The 16,271-nt window shown below is 59.4% G+C and carries 21 protein-coding genes; 6 read left to right on the forward strand and 15 right to left on the reverse strand.

What is annotated here, in order from left to right; all coding sequences use genetic code 11:
- The first annotated feature begins 6 nt into the window (after positions 1-6).
- Positions 7-792, forward strand: a complete 786-nt coding sequence (locus GTP23_RS00400) for a 5'-3' exonuclease (protein WP_161033398.1) — start codon at positions 7-9, stop codon at positions 790-792.
- Positions 793-807: 15 nt separating this feature from the next.
- Entirely contained in the window at positions 808-1,269 is a 462-nt protein-coding gene (locus tag GTP23_RS00405) for a response regulator (RefSeq protein ID WP_161033399.1), read from the forward strand.
- Positions 1,270-1,308: 39 nt separating this feature from the next.
- Here the strand turns inward: GTP23_RS00405 and mnmA are convergent, their stop codons facing one another.
- Together mnmA and GTP23_RS00415 are read right to left on the reverse strand one after the other, a co-directional pair.
- Positions 1,309-2,415 carry a tRNA 2-thiouridine(34) synthase MnmA gene (gene mnmA / locus GTP23_RS00410; protein WP_161033400.1) on the reverse strand — a complete coding sequence of 369 codons (1,107 nt, stop codon included), beginning with the start codon at positions 2,413-2,415 and terminating at the stop codon, positions 1,309-1,311.
- Positions 2,416-2,526: 111 nt separating this feature from the next.
- Positions 2,527-3,024 (reverse strand): NUDIX hydrolase, encoded by a 498-nt coding sequence (locus GTP23_RS00415; protein ID WP_155432628.1) that lies wholly within the window; start codon positions 3,022-3,024, stop codon positions 2,527-2,529.
- Between the two features lie 315 nt (positions 3,025-3,339).
- Here GTP23_RS00415 and GTP23_RS00420 point away from each other — a divergent pair, with 315 nt between their 5' ends.
- From GTP23_RS00420 to GTP23_RS00430, 3 genes are read left to right on the forward strand one after another with little or no spacing between them, the layout of a single operon-like run.
- On the forward strand, positions 3,340-4,452 hold the full coding sequence (locus tag GTP23_RS00420; RefSeq protein WP_155432629.1) for a Re/Si-specific NAD(P)(+) transhydrogenase subunit alpha: 1,113 nt from the start codon (positions 3,340-3,342) through the stop codon (positions 4,450-4,452).
- 11 nt (positions 4,453-4,463) lie between these two features.
- Positions 4,464-4,784: a proton-translocating transhydrogenase family protein gene (locus GTP23_RS00425; RefSeq protein WP_155432630.1), complete on the forward strand. Its 321-nt coding sequence runs from the start codon at positions 4,464-4,466 to the stop codon at positions 4,782-4,784.
- Entirely contained in the window at positions 4,781-6,259 is a 1,479-nt protein-coding gene (locus tag GTP23_RS00430; protein WP_161033401.1) for an NAD(P)(+) transhydrogenase (Re/Si-specific) subunit beta, read from the forward strand. The genes GTP23_RS00425 and GTP23_RS00430 overlap by 4 nt, the downstream gene beginning before the upstream one ends.
- 108 nt (positions 6,260-6,367) lie before the next feature.
- Here GTP23_RS00430 and GTP23_RS00435 read toward each other — a convergent pair whose 3' ends face one another.
- From GTP23_RS00435 to GTP23_RS00445, 3 genes are all read right to left on the reverse strand, one after another.
- Positions 6,368-7,450, reverse strand: a complete 1,083-nt coding sequence (locus tag GTP23_RS00435) for an alpha/beta fold hydrolase (protein WP_161033402.1) — start codon at positions 7,448-7,450, stop codon at positions 6,368-6,370.
- Between the two features lie 30 nt (positions 7,451-7,480).
- A complete protein-coding gene (locus tag GTP23_RS00440; protein WP_161033403.1) occupies positions 7,481-7,954 on the reverse strand; it encodes a DUF2059 domain-containing protein in 474 nt (157 codons plus the stop codon).
- A gap of 67 nt (positions 7,955-8,021) precedes the next feature.
- The gene (locus GTP23_RS00445; protein ID WP_161033404.1) at positions 8,022-8,453 is read right to left on the reverse strand and encodes a hypothetical protein; all 432 of its coding nucleotides are present in this window, start codon (positions 8,451-8,453) and stop codon (positions 8,022-8,024) included.
- A gap of 443 nt (positions 8,454-8,896) precedes the next feature.
- Here GTP23_RS00445 and GTP23_RS00450 point away from each other — a divergent pair, with 443 nt between their 5' ends.
- Positions 8,897-9,454 carry a hypothetical protein gene (locus GTP23_RS00450; RefSeq protein ID WP_161033405.1) on the forward strand — a complete coding sequence of 186 codons (558 nt, stop codon included), beginning with the start codon at positions 8,897-8,899 and terminating at the stop codon, positions 9,452-9,454.
- A 62-nt stretch (positions 9,455-9,516) separates the two neighbouring features.
- Here the strand turns inward: GTP23_RS00450 and GTP23_RS00455 are convergent, their stop codons facing one another.
- From GTP23_RS00455 to GTP23_RS00500, 10 genes are all read right to left on the reverse strand, one after another.
- Positions 9,517-9,753, reverse strand: coding sequence for a hypothetical protein (locus GTP23_RS00455; protein ID WP_161033406.1), 237 nt, complete (start codon positions 9,751-9,753; stop codon positions 9,517-9,519).
- A 61-nt stretch (positions 9,754-9,814) separates the two neighbouring features.
- Positions 9,815-10,603, reverse strand: coding sequence for a hypothetical protein (locus tag GTP23_RS00460; protein ID WP_161033407.1), 789 nt, complete (start codon positions 10,601-10,603; stop codon positions 9,815-9,817).
- A gap of 165 nt (positions 10,604-10,768) precedes the next feature.
- Complete coding sequence (locus tag GTP23_RS00465) at positions 10,769-11,209, reverse strand: YcxB family protein (protein WP_161033408.1); 441 nt, start codon at positions 11,207-11,209, stop codon at positions 10,769-10,771.
- A 35-nt stretch (positions 11,210-11,244) separates the two neighbouring features.
- Positions 11,245-11,682 carry a VOC family protein gene (locus GTP23_RS00470; RefSeq protein ID WP_161033409.1) on the reverse strand — a complete coding sequence of 146 codons (438 nt, stop codon included), beginning with the start codon at positions 11,680-11,682 and terminating at the stop codon, positions 11,245-11,247.
- Between the two features lie 44 nt (positions 11,683-11,726).
- A complete protein-coding gene (locus tag GTP23_RS00475) occupies positions 11,727-12,128 on the reverse strand; it encodes a lysozyme inhibitor LprI family protein (RefSeq protein ID WP_161033410.1) in 402 nt (133 codons plus the stop codon).
- 7 nt (positions 12,129-12,135) lie between these two features.
- Complete coding sequence (locus tag GTP23_RS00480; protein ID WP_161033411.1) at positions 12,136-12,465, reverse strand: hypothetical protein; 330 nt, start codon at positions 12,463-12,465, stop codon at positions 12,136-12,138.
- A 9-nt stretch (positions 12,466-12,474) separates the two neighbouring features.
- On the reverse strand, positions 12,475-12,954 hold the full coding sequence (locus GTP23_RS00485) for a GNAT family N-acetyltransferase (RefSeq protein ID WP_161033412.1): 480 nt from the start codon (positions 12,952-12,954) through the stop codon (positions 12,475-12,477).
- A 165-nt stretch (positions 12,955-13,119) separates the two neighbouring features.
- Complete coding sequence (locus tag GTP23_RS00490) at positions 13,120-13,632, reverse strand: arsinothricin resistance N-acetyltransferase ArsN1 family B (protein WP_161033413.1); 513 nt, start codon at positions 13,630-13,632, stop codon at positions 13,120-13,122.
- 35 nt (positions 13,633-13,667) lie between these two features.
- Entirely contained in the window at positions 13,668-14,765 is a 1,098-nt protein-coding gene (locus GTP23_RS00495) for an FAD-dependent monooxygenase (protein WP_229255964.1), read from the reverse strand.
- A 147-nt stretch (positions 14,766-14,912) separates the two neighbouring features.
- Positions 14,913-16,247 carry an aminopeptidase P N-terminal domain-containing protein gene (locus GTP23_RS00500; protein WP_161034553.1) on the reverse strand — a complete coding sequence of 445 codons (1,335 nt, stop codon included), beginning with the start codon at positions 16,245-16,247 and terminating at the stop codon, positions 14,913-14,915.
- Positions 16,248-16,271 lie beyond the last annotated feature (24 nt).

Genomic DNA, 16,271 nt, shown 5'->3' on the forward strand with positions numbered 1-16,271 from the left:
GCTGCCATGGCTAGACTGCTGGCCATCGATGGTCTCAACATCGTACGCCGCATGTACGAGGCCAGCCCCGAACCCGATAGTGCCGACAAGGCCCTGACGGCGCTGCGCTACGCCCAGTCGGCGCTGCACAAGCTGCTGCGTCAGCACGCGCCTAGTCATGTGCTGCTGGCCTTCGATGCGGGCGGCCCGACCTGGCGCCATGAGCTGTATGCAGGCTATCGCGCTGGCCGCACCCCCATGCCCGAGGTGCTGAAAACCGCGCTGGTGCCTTGGCAGGCGCAATTGCAGGCACAGGGCTGGCCGCTGCTGGCCATCGAAGGGGTGGAAGCGGACGACGTACTGGCCACGGCCGTGCAGCGCTGGCTGGCCGAAGGGCGCGGCGAAGCCTATGTTGCCAGTACCGACAAGGACTTGCATAGCCTGATCGCGCAGGGCGCCCTGCTGTGGGACCCGTTCAAAGGCGTGTGGCATGACGCTGCATGGGTGGAAGCCAAGTGGGGTGTGGCGCCGGCGCAACTGGCCGATCTGCTGGCGCTGATGGGCGATCCGGCCGACTCCATCCCGGGCGTTTCCGGCGTCGGCGTGAAGACGGCCGCACGGCTGCTGCGCACCTATGGCACGCTGGACGGCATCCTCGCCGGCGCAGGCATTCTGCAGGACCGGCTGGGGATAACACTACGAAAAGAGAAGGAAATGCTGTATCTTTCCAGACAATTAGTGGAATTAAAAACCGACGTGCGGCTGGGCGTGAGCTGGAATATGCTGGCGTGGTCTGGCCCCAACGGGGTTTAGAACAGGGTAGGCAAGATGTTAAAAGCAGTGATTATCGATACCAGCGCCATAGCGCGCGGCTTGCTCAACACGGTGCTGGTGGAAGGCGGGTACGATGTGGTGGGGCAGGCGCACACTTGCGCCAACGGGCTGGCGCTGCTGATCAAGCACCAGCCACACCTGATCTGCATTGCGCGTGAGCAGATCGAAAGCGGCGACGACATTGTGCGTGAAATCAAAACCAACTGGCCCAAGACGCTGATCTTCATGGTGTCCAGCGAGTTCGATGCCGCCACCATCCAAGCGGCGCACGCCATGGGCGTGCACGGCTTCATCGTCAAGCCGTTCAAGGCCGATACGGTACTTAACACCATCCGCAATACCGTCATCGCCATGGTGAAGCGTCAGCGTGCCGCCATGGCACGCGACGCCGCAGCATCCGAGGGCGATAGCAAGGGCGCCGAGGGCGTTGCCGGCGGTGCGGACGCAGCCAGCTAATTCTTCAAGCAGGCCGCCGCGCGTGCGCGGCTTGCGCGCTTAGCCCGCCAGCGTGGAGCCGGCAATCAGGCCACCGCCGAGGCAGACTTCCCCGTCATAGATCACCGCCGACTGGCCCGGCGTAACAGCCCATTGCGGGTCCATGAAGCGCAGCGCGAAATCGCTCTCGCCCTGCGGCGTCAGCTCGCAGGCCACATCGGCCTGACGGTAGCGCGTCTTGGCCGCCAGCAGGCGGCTGTCCGGCGCATGGCCGGCGATCCAGCTGGCCGTATCGGCCGTCAGGCTGGCCGATTGCAGCCACGGGTGGTCATGCCCTTGCACGATGTACAGCGTGTTATTCGCCACATCCTTGCGCGCCACATACCAGGCGTCGCTGCTGCCGTCTTCCTTCTTGTAGGCTTTCAGGCCACCCACGCCTATGCCTTTGCGCTGGCCTAGCGTGTAGAAGCTCAGGCCCACATGCTCGCCCACCACGCGGCCATCGTCGGTCTTCATCGGGCCGGGACGGTAGGACAGGTAGCGATTCAGGAATTCGCGGAATGGCCGCTCGCCGATGAAGCAGATGCCGGTGGAGTCTTTCTTGGTGGCGTTCGGTAGGCCCAGTTTGGCCGCGATCTGGCGCACTTCCGTCTTCGGAATTTCGCCGAGCGGGAACAGGGTCTTGGATAGCTGCGCCTGATTCAGACGGTGCAGGAAGTAGCTCTGGTCCTTGGTGTGATCGACCGCCTTGAGCAGCTCGAACTGGCCGGCGCGTTCGCGCACGCGGGCATAGTGGCCGGTGGCGATCAGGTCGGCGCCCAGCGTCATGGCGTGGTCGAGGAAGGCCTTGAACTTGATTTCGGCATTGCACAGCACATCGGGGTTAGGCGTACGGCCAGCCTGATACTCGCGCAGGAAGTCGGCGAACACGCGGTCCTTGTATTCGCTGGCGAAGTTGACGGCTTCGATATCCACGCCCACTACATCGGCCACGCTGGCCGCATCGATCCAGTCCTGACGGGTGGAGCAGTATTCGCTGTCGTCGTCATCTTCCCAGTTCTTCATGAACAGGCCGACCACTTCGTAGCCCTGTTCCTTGAGCAGCCACGCCGAGACCGAGGAATCGACCCCGCCAGACATACCGATCACGACTTTTTTCTTGCTCATGTTATTTCCTGAAAACTGTTTATATCAATATCTATGCTGCCGTCGCTGCGATCACACCAGCGGCAACGGCAGCGGTCCTGCCGCTGCCTGCGAGCTGTCCGCGCGTTGTTGTCAGCCGTGGCTGCTGTCCGGTGCCGACAGGAAGACCGAAGCGTGGGTCTGCAGCAGTTCCAGCGGCGCACGGCGGCCAGCCAGATATTCGTCCACGCACTGCAGCACGGTAGGGCTGCGGTGACGTTCGGCGCAGGCGGCCAGTTCGTCGCGCGTCAGCCACATGGTGCGCAGTATGCCATCGTCGAGCGGGCGGTCATGCTGCTGGCCCGGCACGCCGCAGAAGGTGAAGCGCAGATAGGTCACTTCTTCGCCCGTGCGGTTGGAGGTGTAGCGCGACATATACATGCCGACCAGTGCGGTCGGAGTGAAATCGTGCGCGGTTTCTTCCAGCGTTTCGCGGATCACGGCCTGTTCCAGCGATTCGTGCGGGTCGAGGTGACCGGCCGGCTGGTTGATGCGGATGCCATCGCTAGTCTGTTCTTCGATAACGAGAAATTTGCCATCCTTTTCGACGATGGCGGCAACAGTGACAGAAGGTTTCCAGATACGTGGCATAGGCGATCCTTGAAAGAGCCGACATTTTAGCCTGTTCCGGCCGTTTAGGCGCTGCTCTCGCTGCGTGTCATGGAAGCGACATTGAAATAGCGCAAACTTTAGCCAGAAGAGTACGCTGGAGCAGCCTTCTTTGCGCTAGATTAAGTGTTTTAACAGCAATAGATGACATTTTGTAATAAATGTAGTGATAAATGCGGCATTTATTGATAAATACGTATTAAGTATGATGGGGCCATCGAGGGGGGAACTCTGCCGCGTGCAGCCCCGGCAATCCGTGTTAGATTCTAGTCAGTTTATTAATCTTTGGGAGGCAGCATGAGAATAGGCATACCGGCCGAGACGCGGCCGGGCGAAACCCGGGTTGCGGCGACGCCCGAAACCGTCAAGAAGCTGGCGGCCAAGCACAGTGTGATCGTGCAGGCTGGCGCCGGTCTGGCCGCATCGGTGACCGACGAGGCGTATGTGGCAGCAGGTGCGCAGATAGGCACGGCAGCCGACGCATACGGTGCGGAAGTGGTGCTCAAGGTGCGCGCACCGGATGCCGCGGAGCGCGGCCTGATGAAGGCTGGCACGGTGCTGATCGGCATGCTCAATCCCTTCGATGCCGACAACAACGCTGCCATGGCCGCTGCCGGCCTGCAGGCGTTTGCGCTGGAAGCCGTGCCGCGTATTACGCGCGCGCAGTCGATGGACGTGCTGTCCTCGCAGGCCAACATCGCCGGCTACAAGGCCGTGATGGTGGCCGCGAATACCTACCAGCGCTTCATGCCTATGCTGATGACGGCTGCCGGTACCGTGAAAGCGGCGCGCGTGCTGATCATGGGCGTGGGCGTGGCCGGTCTGCAGGCGATTGCTACGGCCAAGCGTCTGGGCGCCGTGATCGAAGCGTCGGACGTGCGTCCGCCCGTCAAAGAGCAGGTGGAATCGCTGGGTGCCAAATTCATCGACGTGCCTTTCCTCACCGACGAAGAGAAGGAAATCGCGCAGGGTGTGGGCGGCTATGCCCGTCCTATGCCGGCCGACTGGCTGGCGCGTCAGGCCGCGCTGGTGCATGAACGTGCCAAGCTGGCCGACATCATCATCACCACCGCGCTGATCCCGGGCCGCAAGGCGCCCGTGCTGATTTCCGAAGACACCGTGAAAGCCATGAAACCGGGCTCCGTGATCGTCGATCTGGCGGTAGCGCAGGGCGGTAACTGCCCGCTGTCCGTGCTGAACGAAACGGTGGTGCGCCACGGCGTGCACATCGTCGGCCAGCCCGATCTGGCGACGCTGGTGGCGGCCGATGCCTCGGCCCTGTATGCGCGCAATGTGCTCGACTTCCTCAAGCTGATCATCAACAAGGAAGACCAGCTGGTGATCGACCGCGAAGACGAAATCCTCAAAGCCACGCTGCTGTGCAGTGGCGGTGAACTGCTGAGAAAATAAAAGGAGGTTTTATGGAAGTGAGCCATACCATCATCAATCTGATCATCTTCGTGCTGGCCATCTATGTGGGCTATCACGTGGTGTGGACCGTGACGCCTGCGCTGCATACGCCGCTGATGGCCGTGACCAATGCCGTATCGGCCATCATCATCGTGGGCGCCATGCTGGCGGCCGCGCTGACGGAAGGACTGGTGGGGCAGGTGGCCGGCACTGTCGCCGTGGCACTGGCGGCCGTCAATGTGTTCGGCGGTTTTCTGGTGACCCAGCGCATGCTGGAAATGTTCAAGAAGAAGGCACCTAAGGCTGCAGCTAACAAGGGAGAGCAGGCATGAGCGGTATCTCCATGAATCTGGTCACCCTGCTGTACCTGATCGCTTCGGTGTGCTTCATTCAGGCGCTGAAAGGCCTGTCCTCGCCGGCCACGGCGCGTGCCGGTAATGCTTTCGGCATGACGGGCATGGCCATCGCGTTTGTCACCACGGTGGCGCTGATCTTCAAGCTGCAGGCCATGGCTGCTGCCGCAGCAGCAGCGGGCCACGGCAGCGCCGGCGGCTTCACGCTGGTGGCGCTGGGCGTGGTGGTCGGTGGCGGCATCGGCGCCGTGCTGGCGAAAAAGGTCGAAATGACCAAGATGCCGGAACTGGTTGCAGCGATGCACTCGCTGATCGGTCTGGCCGCTGTATGTATCGCGGTAGCTGCCGTGTCGGAGCCGCAGGCTTTCGGCATCGCGCAGGCTGGCGAAGCGCTGCCGTTCGGTAACCGTATCGAGCTGTTCATCGGTACTTTCGTCGGTGCGATTACGTTCTCCGGTTCGGTGATCGCGTTCGGCAAGCTGTCGGGCAAATACAAGTTCCGCCTGTTCCAGGGCGCGCCGGTCAACTTCGCCGGTCAGCACATGCTCAACCTGCTGCTGGCGCTGGCCATGGTGGGTCTGGGTCTGGTGTTCTGCTTTGATAGCGGCGCTACGCCAGCATGGCTGCCGTTCCTGATCATGACGGCGATTGCCTTCGTGCTCGGTGTGCTGATCATCATTCCTATCGGCGGTGCAGATATGCCGGTGGTGGTGTCGATGCTGAACTCGTACTCGGGCTGGGCGGCTGCAGGTATCGGCTTCTCGCTGAATAACTCGATGTTGATCATCGCCGGTTCGCTGGTGGGTTCGTCCGGTGCGATTCTGTCGTACATCATGTGCAAGGCCATGAACCGCTCGTTCTTCAACGTGATTCTGGGCGGCTTTGGTGGCGCACCGGCGGAAGCGGGCAGCGGCGCTGCGAAAGAACAGCGTCCCGTCAAATCCGGTTCGGCTGACGATGCGTCGTTCATCATGGCGAATGCGGAGAGCGTGATCATCGTTCCGGGCTACGGTCTGGCGGTGGCACGTGCCCAGCACGCGCTGAAAGAACTGGTGGAGAAGCTGACCCACAAGGGCGTGAACGTGAAGTATGCGATCCACCCGGTGGCAGGCCGTATGCCGGGCCACATGAACGTGCTGCTGGCGGAAGCGGAAGTGCCCTACGATCAGGTGTTCGAGATGGAAGACATCAACGGCGAATTCGGCCAGACCGATGTGGTGCTGATTCTGGGCGCGAACGACGTGGTCAATCCGGCGGCCAAAGATCCGAGCTCGCCGATTGCCGGCATGCCGATTCTGGAAGCGTACAAAGCCAAGAGCATCATCGTCAACAAGCGTTCCATGGCTTCCGGCTATGCCGGTCTGGATAACGAGCTGTTCTATCAGGCTAACACCATGATGGTGTTTGGCGATGCCAAGAAAGTGATCGAGGATATGGTGAAGGCGGTCGAGTAATTCGCCACTATCGCCTAGTCTGAAATGCAGCGGCGCCCTGAGTGATCAGGGCGCCGTTCTTTTTGGCACCGCCGCGCGGAGGCTAGCGCGGGCCGGTGCATGCCGCTATCAGCGGCATGCACCGATCTTCTCGAGTAGCCTGAGCTGGGTCTGGACCATGGGCGGATTCGGATCGTGGCCGCTGTGCGGCACCATCACGTATTCCTTGTGCGGCGCCTGTATGAAGTCGAAATAGCGCCGGCTAGGCTCGGGCATGGTGAGCAGATCCTGTTCGCCCTGTACCATGTAGAAGGGCAAATCGAACTTCGGTCCCAGCTTGTAAAGATCGATCTTCGAGGCGATGCCATCGCCCTTCAGGCCGACGAACTGCAGCCAGGAGTAATCTTCGCCGGCAGTATAGTCGGCCTGATATGCTGGCGTTGAATAGATGGGCGGCGAGTCCCTCCACGCTTGCGGAATGGCTTGCGTGCGCGCGTGTTCGTACTGGCGGTTCACGCGGCGGAAAATGCCGGTAGAGCGCGGATTGGTCCACGGTAGCGGTCCCAGAGCCTCGATCTTGGCGATGGATGCATGGTCGCCGGCAGCACGCGCCAAAGCCAGGACGGTGTCTATGCTGGCCTGGGTTGGGAGCGGGCCCACTACTTGCGCAGTGCTGATGTAGCCGCAGAACATATCCGGCGCGGCCTTGGCCATGTAGACGCCCAGCACGGAACTCCACGATCCGCCCAGCAGTATGACCTGACGCTTGCCGAAGCGCCTGGCGGCGAAACGCGCTACCTCGATGCCGTCATCCCGCAACTGCTCGACCACCAGCGGGACGTCATCCGTTACCGGATTGCGTCCGTAGGTCATGCCGGCGCCGCGCTGGTCCCACTGGACGATAGTGAATTTCTGCTCCCAGGACTGATAGAAACTGTCGGCAAACGGCGTGGTGGGATTGCCCGGCCCGCCGTGGACGAGTAAGACGATGGGGTTGGCGCAGCTGCTGCCCTTGATGCGGACCCACTGCTGGATGCCGCCTATGAGTACGAAACCCTGCTCATCGACAGGCTTCTCCGCTGCGGTACACCGGGAGTCAGGTAATAGCGCCCCGGCAGGCTGCGTTCCATGTCGTCCGTCTTCAGCCGACGCCGTCGTCTGCGCCAGGGCGAGCGACAGCGTCGCGAGCACAATGAGGGAAGGGTATCGCATCAGTATCTCCAATGGGTGATCAAGCGCCGATCATCGGTTCGAAAATTTGGCAAAGGCGCTGTTCATGGCAGCGCTGACATATGCCGTCAATATGGGGGTGGATAGCTGCTGCATTTCAGCACCGATGACATTCTGCTTGGCAGCCAGCTTAGGCGCATAGGGCGAATTGCTGCCCTGCGCAGTCAGCGAAACCAGCTCCTCTGCGGAGAAGTGCCGGGCATATATTGTTGCCAGGTTGGCGTTCCACTGGTCCTGAAACTTGCCGGCATAAGCGTCTAGCTCTTTTGCAACCAGCGACTGGGTCGCGGGCATGCCCAGTTTGGATGCCATCATGGCAAATGTCTGGGTCCGCTGCGCTACTGCAGTCGCCAGGGTTTTTAAATTGCGGCCTACGTGCTGGCGCTGAATTAATTCTGTGGCTGCCGACTCCGTCGAAATCGCCATGGCCACAGGTGCGAGGCCAAGCAGGGCGGTAAAAACCGCGAGCCGTAAGTATGATTTCATGCGTTTCTCCAGTCCGAAGTAGTAGGCCATAAGTGTGGCGATGAAGAGCAGCGGCGTAGGGGGCGATCTATAGCGGGCGTGGCAGGTGCGGCAGCAAGCTCGCGACCAGCAAGCTGGCTTCGGCCCTGTCCAGGGACGTACCGAATCGTATCGTTCTGCCACCATAATCAAAGGCAACCTGGCCGGCGCCGGAGCCAGACAGCGGCGGCAGCATTGTGCGCTGATACCAGTATGGCGATGCCAAGGCTTCGGTCGCGCGCAGATGCCGAATATGGGAAGTGTCATAGGAACGATCGATGCCGATACCGAAGATCTCAATCCGGTGTATGAGTGCCGAGGCGGTGACCGAAACCGCTTCACGGCCGGCCAATTGCCAGAGAACTGTGGCAAGCACGTAGAGACCGCCGAGGGTCCAGCCGGCCAGCCAGAAGAGAAGAAAAGGCGGCGGTGCAAGGTCTCCTGCGGCGAACACCTTGCTGGAGACCTTATGTTCGGCCATGGCCCAGACTCCCAGCCACACTAGCATGAGCAGCAGGCTGAACCAGCTTCTTCTGGCCGGGATGACGAATCTGGCGCCGTCAGTGTTTACTTCTGCATGAAATCGGGCGGTCTGTGGTTGTATGTGCATGGGGCGAGCGATGACGTCGAACTAATCCGAAGTTTGCAAACTCTTAGCGAGACATAAGCTGTGTATGGCCATTTTGCCAAATCAGCAAAAGCGCCCAAGCATAGCAGCTCGCCTCCACATCAAACTCTCCAATTGTAACGACGCGTGATAGCCCTGCCTGCAACTGGCTTTTGCGGCCCGGCGTGAGGATCTGTGAACTTTCCCGAGTTGCAAACTGCTATTCTTGCTGGCGTTGACAACAGTGGTATGGGTGGCGTCGATCCAGGTAGCTGCCGCTGTCCCTATGTTCTTCCGCACTTCTTAGAGTATTGATTATGCGTATTTTTCAATTTCTGGCGATATTTATCCTGAGTACAAATTTCGCCATCGCACAAAATATGGAAGCAGATGATGATCCCATCTACAGCGCGACACTAAAGGCCATCCTGAACCAGGAGAAGTCAGAGAAATTTATCGTCTGGAATCAGACGATAGATGGAAAGACCTTACTTGTTTCGCGCGTACCTAGACATGTTCCGGACCAACAATTTGTTGAATCCTTGCCCGGGTTGCCTCTGATCCTGCAACAGCGCTTGCAGAAGGAACCTCGCGCCAGTCTGCGGCGATTCGATAGCAGGGTAAATTTCGTTGATACTAAATCGCTCTATTCGGACGATGCACAAATGTCGGCGATAGGATTTTCTAAAATCGTCTACGATCAAAAACACAACGCGCTGCTCTATGCGGAAATATGCACGGCAAATGCCGATGCGGTGTGTAACGGGTATGGCTTTTGGTTTGTTAAGACGGATGGACGATGGAAGCTCAACAAAAAAAGATGTCTCTGGGGCGGTTATAGCCCAACTTCTTGGAGCGCAGAAATTGCTAAATAGGATGAGCACATAGAACGCTATCCGCTATCGAGGCCTGGCCGGCTTTGGGCCGGCATTTCGTCTTATTGATCAACAGGTGTAACGGACAGCACTTTTACTTTGGCGCTCGGGTCGTGAACTTCGTCGTCGCCATTGAGGTAGTTCCAGAAATCTTCATACGCAATTTCAACATCCCGTATGGTTGCACAAGCTTCGAAAATCTGATTCGTCGCCGTATCAATTATTTCATCACGCGGTACTGTGTACGTATGCGGCACGACAGTCAAATCAACGGCGAGTGCCCTGACCTTGTATTTCATTTCTCACCCCACTTGGTAGTTTGCTGCACACTGATCTTGCCCCGCTATTACCGGACACAGTCTATCGCTTATTTAATGCCGCCGGCATTTGCCGCAGCACGATATCGGCGCTGCTGCAGTCCATCCGGCTGACGTAGTCGCGTTTAAACGTCTTCACGAAGCTCCCGGCCATGCCATTGGACTGCGGGCTGTACACTGGCGTATGGACTGGCTTGATGCCCCAGTCCTTGACCAGCCTGTCGTGAACTGGTTCGCCTGGCAGCCCCCGGCTGGGCCAGGCGCGCCAAGAAATGATCTCGCGGTCGCGGCAGTCTTTCAGAAAGGCGCCCGTGACCACATCGCCATTATCGCAGCCGATCTCGAAGCCGTCAGAACACCAGCGTCGATTTGATTCCAGCACAGCCATCACCCCATCATGCACGCGCGCGCTCACGACCCGCTTAGGCGCTTTCGGGAGCAGCAGCCGGTAAGCCTTCATGACACGGTAGAAGCGACTGTGGTTGAATAAAGCGAGGCCAGCGGCCATACGCCGACAATTGACCCACGCGCTCGCGCGCCGCCCACCGTACGTCAGCAATTGGCCAATCTCCGCGCGCGCAGCTTCCACCAAGGCAAGGTCGGCAAGCACCTCGATCTGGCGTACGGTACGGCTATTAACCCAATCCGAAGACCGCGTCATCAAATCCATAAAGGGCGCGCGCGCGATCCACTTTTTTTCGCGAGCAAATTCCATGGCTTCTTTCAAGATTTCCGCCTCCATGGGATTCTTGCCCAGCTGTGCGATTTGGGCCCGAGCAGCTGCTAGTTCGCTGATCGTTATCACCTCGATTGTTTGCCTGCTCTTAGTCATATGCCTCGTCCTATTTCTAGTCGTAAGGATAATGCATAGACTGTGTCCGGCGATTCAGGGGGCTATCTCACGCACATTCTTACCTAAGCTGGTAGTGTCAATCGGCATAACATCTCAATAATCGTTGGGGGATATGGGCCGTTTTCAGCTTGGCCCGCGGGGCCGTCAACACACGGAGGGCTGATGCCGAATGATGTAGCTCTTCAATAGCGCATGCTGTTCATCTGCCAGCACCCGAAAAGGAACTGGCATGGCACCATCGCTTTGTGCAAACAGATATCCCGCTGGATACGTATGAATAGCAACAACCTCGTCCCACGGTACGACTAACTCTCCGCCCTTCGAATGCCGAGTTATTCCTGTGTCGTCAAAATAAAAGTCACAAGCGCCGACTTTTAGCACCTTGAATATAAATATCGGCGGGACAAATAAAAGCAGACAGCTGCGCAGAACGATGATGTCCAGCAGACTGATCTTCTTGCCCTGTTCAAGTTTACGGCGCGTTAGTTCAGCAATAACGTGGGAGGTAACTATTCCCAGGTATTCGCCCAGCCGGTAGCGGACATGTAAGCGTAGCGCCGCACGGGAAGGTTCAGCTACTTGCAATGTGATACTCCTATCTAAATCTGTTCATGAACGAGTTAAGCCAGCAGCACTGCTGATGACTTTACTGGTCGCTCACCAAGCGGTTCGTAAAAGCGAAACAGAAAGCCGTCCGGGTCTGCAACAAAGAATTCGATCTGTCCGTGTTCTAGCTCATCGACGCGATACCATGACTCAGTACAAGGCGCTATTAACGATACCTCGTGGGCCGCTAGACGTTCGATGAGCGGTGCAAGTTTTTCCACTTCAATCTGAAAGTGAAACTGTTTTTCGTTGGGATGCATGTCTGGCTGGCCCGGAGTCTTCATATGACTCCCTTCAAGTAGCATGATTTGCGCTCCATCCAAGTCAAGATAGCCAAATCTACTTTCAGGGCGCTCAAACATTAACTTGAAGCCAAAAACTTCGATGTAGAATTTTTTTGACCTTTCATAATTTGCTACCACGCATTCAGGTACCAATTTGTTCCATTCCATGGTGTATCCCCTAAACTCTGGCTGCTGCGAAGTATATGCTTGGCCTATTTCTGCGGACGAATAGCGGAAGTGGGAAGCCAATTGTTTAAACGGTGGTATTGCGCCGTGTATTGATCCTTCAGGCAGTCGACGAGGTTGTCTGCATTGAGGCATTCGCGGTCTCGCTGTTGCAGCCACTTGCGTTGCAAGCTGCATAGCTCCTCCTGCACACCGGTCGTGTCGCTACCCAGACGGATACGATGGTACAGCTCGCTCAATGCGAGATCCTGCGCAGCAAGCCCTGTATCTGCGCAGATCGTCTTTTCAATTCTGCTCTGTGCCATCGTGCAATCAAATGCAGGACCATTTGATGGTGGCTGAAATTTTTCTTTCCAGCTAAACGACTTAGGCGGCATTTCAACTCTTGCGCTAGAACGGTCGATAAATTCTATGTGCTCGACGTTCATGCTCTGCTCATAAATCCAGGAGTTCAGCGCCAGCTTTGCTTGGGGTGGAATGCTGGCGGCAGACAGACATGCTGACATAGCGGTGATCTTCTACGACAACCGAGTCCGGTGGACCACCCATTGCCATCACCACATAATCTGACAGGGCTGACGGAACTCTGGTGTTGACCAATCCAACGAAGCGTTTATCCCACAACAGCTGGTTGGTTGACTTCCCATCGTACTGAAGCAGCCGGGCAGTTGATGAATTCTTTGATTGAGCAATTGCGCTGTCAGAGATTAGCAGAAGAAAAAAAGCCCATGCTATAGCCTGAATTTTCCAGGGGTGAATTTTCATTGCAAATCCTTAGACTTTGTAACTTGATGTACCGGGCTTGGCGACAAACCCTCGCTCCACATCACCATCAAATCCCACTGCCTTGTAAAGATCATGGGCTACAGTGCGCTGCGCACCGGATAGCAAGCACACTTTGCAGCAATTAGCTCGCCAGGCTACAGCCAGAGCGAATTCGAGCAATTTTTTGCTGAGACCGCGCCGCCGGAAGCGATGGGCAGTCACGACGTGTTCGATGACGCCGATAGGTCGCCCGTCGCTGGCGAGATTAGGCAGGAAGGCTAGCATGCAGGTGGCTGCAACTTCTTGTTCGTATTCCGCGACCAGAATAGATGATCGTGGGCCTTCGGCGACTTCTTGCCAGAGAGTGGCAATGCGGGCGTCTTCGATAGGTGGATCGTTCGGGCGCAGTTCGCGGTAAAGCGCAAGCACCGCAGCCGTATCAGCGGCTACCGCCTTTCTGACGATAATGGTTGTCTTGGATTGTGGCATTCGAGAATCTTGAGTGGTCGCCGTCCCTTCCTGACAGAGATAGGGGACGGTTGCTGGCCTAATCTGGCTAGCAATAAACGCCCAGCATAGCAATTCGCACGCGCGAAAAATTCTCAGATTGTCACAATGACGATGGTCTTCTGAAGAAGGCTGGAAGGTAGCTGCTTAGTTCGTAGCAGAGGTGGGCGCGGCGAGCGATTTTTCCCAGTAGCCTACGTCGATCCAGCGGCCGAATTTAAAGCCGACTTGGCGGAATTGCGCGACTTTTTCGAAGCCCATCTTTTCATGCAATGCGACACTGGCAGCGTTCGGCAGCGCGACGCCACCGATGACGAGGTGGTAGCCGCTGGCTGTCAGACGCGCCAGCAGCTGCTGGTAGAGCGCCGTGCCCAGTCCTTTGCCTGCGGTATCCGGCGCCAGATAGACCGAGCTCTCGACCGAAAAGCGATAGGCATGACGTACGCGCCATTTGGTAGCATAGGCATAGCCGACCAGAACACCGTCCGTTTCAAGCACCAGCCAGGGCAGGCCACCGCGCTGCACGTCGGCGATGCGCTGCTGCATTTCGGCTGCTGTTACCGCCTGCTCTTCGAAACTGATGGAAGTGGTCAGGACATAGTGGTTGTAGATGGCGACTATGGCTGGGGCGTCATCGGCAACGGCGTCACGAATGGTCATTTCTTCTCCGTTTGAGCAGCAGGTTTTTCAGCTTATTAGCGGCGGCCGTACATCAGCAGTTCGGCCAGCATAGTGCGCGCTGGCGGTACGAGGTCGATGGCGGTCAGCGACAGGCCCAGCAAACCCTGCAGCGGCGAAGTGCTGGCGAAGATGCGCGCCATGGTGTCGGTGATGCGCACGGTGGTCTGGCGATCCTGTTCGCGCAGGGTGGTGAACTGGGCCAGATGGACCGGATCGGCACCCTGAGCCAGTACCTTGGCCAGCACCGCGACATCGCGCAGGCCGAGGTTGAGACCTTGTCCGGCGACGGGGTGCAGCGTCTGTGCCGCATTGCCGATGGCGACCGTGCGTGCCGTGCTGCGCGGGGCGGCGTTCAGTCCGAGCGGGAAAGCCAGGCGTGGCGTGGCGTGCACGAAGCGGCCAAGGCGGCTACCGAAGGCGGCACCCAGTTCGGCGAGGAAGCTGGCATCGTCGAGTGCCTGTACGCGCGCTGCTTCGTCGGGGCGCAGACACCACACCAGCGAGTATTCGCCGGCAGCGCCGCCCTGATCCTGCGGCAGCAGGGCCAGTGGCCCCTGTTCCGTAAAGCGTTCGTAGGCGCGCGCCGCGATGGGGCGCTCGGCCCGTACCTGTGCGATGACGGCGCTCTGCTGATAGTCGCGCCGCTGCGAACGGCTGGCCTGATCGCTGAACAGGCCTCCTTCGGCCTGCACGACGATGGCAGCGCGCACGGCGGGCATGTCGCCAGCCAGCACTACGCGCACATGGTCGGCCTGTTCGTCGATGTTTTCCACGCGGGCAGGGCGCAGCATGGGGATGCCGGCCTTCAGGCAGGCGGCGCCCAGTGCCGTGACGATGTCGCCGTAGCGGGTCACGTAGCCCAGTGCCGGCAGATCGTGCTCGCTGCGGTCGATCAGGCTGCGGCCGAACTGGCCGCGGCGGGAAACGTGGATCTGTTCTATCGGCGTGGCCACGGCAGGCCATGCGTGGATGGAGTCGAGGATCTGGCGGCTGCCCCATGCCAGTGCCAGCGAACGGGGATCATCGCTGGCCTGTGCCAGCGAGCGGGCGTCGATCAGGGCGATGCGATCTGCCGCCATGCCGCGCTGGTGCAGCAGCAGGGCCAGTGCCATGCCGGCCGGTCCTGCGCCGCAGATGGCGACATCGTATTCAGTACTGCCGGTTGCGGCGTGGTCTGCGTTGCTGTTGCCGGTGTTGCTAACGTTGCTGGAATTCTGGGTAGTGCTCATGATTGCTGCATTTCGGGTTGCTGCATCAGCTCAGGGGTTGGGGCGCTGCTGCATGAGGTGTTCGATATCGGCCACGCTCTTGGGCGCGGCAGCGCTCAGGATGGTGTAGCCGCTGTCCGTCACCAGCACATCGTCTTCGATGCGGATGCCGGTATTCCAGTAGCACTCGGGTACGTCCGGCGCAGGGCGCACGTAGATGCCCGGCTCCACCGTCAGCGTCATGCCCGGCTGTAGCGGGCGTGACGGCTTGTCGGCGGCCGTGATGTCGCGGTAGTGGCCCACGTCGTGCACGTCCAGTCCCAGCCAGTGGCCGGTGCCGTGCATGTAGAACTTCTGGTGGTGCTGGTTGGCGATCACGTCGTCCGCCGTGCCGTGCACATTGGCCTGCAGCAGTCCCAGATCGAGCATGCCCTGCGCCAGTACTTTGACGGCTGCCTGATGCATGTCGGCGTAAGGACGGCCCGGCGCGATGACACCCAGCGCGGCCGCTTGCGCCGCCAGCACCAGTTCGTACAGGCGCTGCTGCGCATCGCTGAAACGGCCGCTCACCGGATAGGTGCGCGAGATGTCGGCTGCATAGCTGTTGTACTCGCAGCCGGCGTCGATCAGCAGCAGTTCGCCATCGCGGCAGATGCCGTTGTTGGCGCTGTAGTGCAGCACGCAGGCGCGCTCGCCGCTGGCGACGATGGAGTTGTAGGCCGGTGCCTGTGCGCCGCCGCGGCGGAAGGCATACAGCAGTTCTGCTTCCACTTCGTATTCGTACATGCCGGGCCGCGTGGCCAGCATGGCGCGCAGGTGGGCCTGCGCCGAGATGTCGGCGGCGCGCTGCATGCAGGCCAGTTCTTCGGCGTCTTTGCGCAGGCGCAGTTCGGCCAGCAGGGGCAGCAGGTCGACCGCGCTATCGGGCGGCGTCACGCCCGTACGGGCACGTGCGCGCAGGGCCGAGCGCCAGACTTTGACTTGCGTATCGAGGCTGCCGCCCAGCGGGTAGTACAGGGCCGGAGCATTGGCCAGCAGGCGGCTCATTTCGCTATCGAGGTCTTCGATGGCATAGGCGGCATCCATGCCGAAGGCTATGCGGGCCGCTTCCGGTCCGTAGCGGTAGCCATCCCAGATTTCCCGCTCGGGGTTTTTCTGGCGGCAGAACAAAATGGCCTGTGCAGCGCTGTCGGCGCGCGCAGCCACCAGTACCAGTACGCTGTCCGGTTCCGTGAAGCCGCTCAGGTAGTAGAAATCGCTGTCGTGGCGATACGGGTATTCGTTGTCGGCGTTGCGCACCACTTCCGGCGCCGTGGCCAGCACGGCGATGGCGCCCGCCGGCAGCTGCGCCAGCAGGCGGGCACGCCGCGCCGCGCAGGCGGCCATCAGCGTGGCAGGCGCATTCAAGGC

The sequence above is a fragment of the Duganella fentianensis genome (assembly GCF_009857835.1).
GTDB classification, from domain to species: Bacteria; Pseudomonadota; Gammaproteobacteria; order Burkholderiales; family Burkholderiaceae_D; genus Rugamonas; species Rugamonas fentianensis.